Raw genomic sequence first — 454 nt, 5'->3', positions numbered from 1 at the left:
CTCGCCGACCTGTTCCTGCTTGCCCAGGGTGCAGCGGCGAGCATCCGCGACACGGCGGGCGCCTGGTTCAGCGGGACGGATGCGGAACGCCTCGCCCGGGTGTCCGCTGCGCGGCTATCGATCGCCGGCTCTGCCGAGCGCGCCCTGACGATCGCGCAGGAGGCGGTGGGGCTGCAGGGATTGTTCCTATCGCATCCGCTGGCGGCAAAGATCGCCGATCTCATGGTGTACCTGCGCCAGCCTGCGCCCGACGCGCATCGCTTTCGCGTCGGCCAGGCTGTCGCCGAGCACATCCTCGACCCCATTCTGTGAGGATCCCGCTGCGAAACGTACGTGTCGCGCTGGTGATCGCCCCGCACCCGGATGACGAGGTCATCGGCGCGGCAGGCCTCATTGCGCGGCTTCGCCGCCATGGAGCTCGGGTCCGGGTTGCGGTCGTGACCGATGGTGCCGC

1 protein-coding gene and 1 pseudogene are annotated in these 454 nt (G+C 69.8%); both read left to right on the top strand.

Translation table 11 applies throughout. The annotated features are described in order from the left end of the window. A pseudogene (locus AAIO73_RS20205) lies at positions 1–312 on the top strand (acyl-CoA dehydrogenase); the annotation flags it as partial. Then, a partial coding sequence (locus AAIO73_RS20200) for a PIG-L family deacetylase (protein WP_198356839.1) occupies positions 309–454 on the top strand: 146 nt, incomplete at its 3' end. The pseudogene AAIO73_RS20205 and the gene AAIO73_RS20200, both read left to right, overlap by 4 nt.

The sequence above is a fragment of the Sphingomonas epibiotica genome (assembly GCF_039615155.1).
Classification (GTDB): Bacteria; Pseudomonadota; Alphaproteobacteria; order Sphingomonadales; family Sphingomonadaceae; genus Sphingomonas.
The sequence above is the reverse complement of the archived record's forward strand: the minus strand, read 5'-3'. Positions and strand labels throughout refer to the sequence as shown.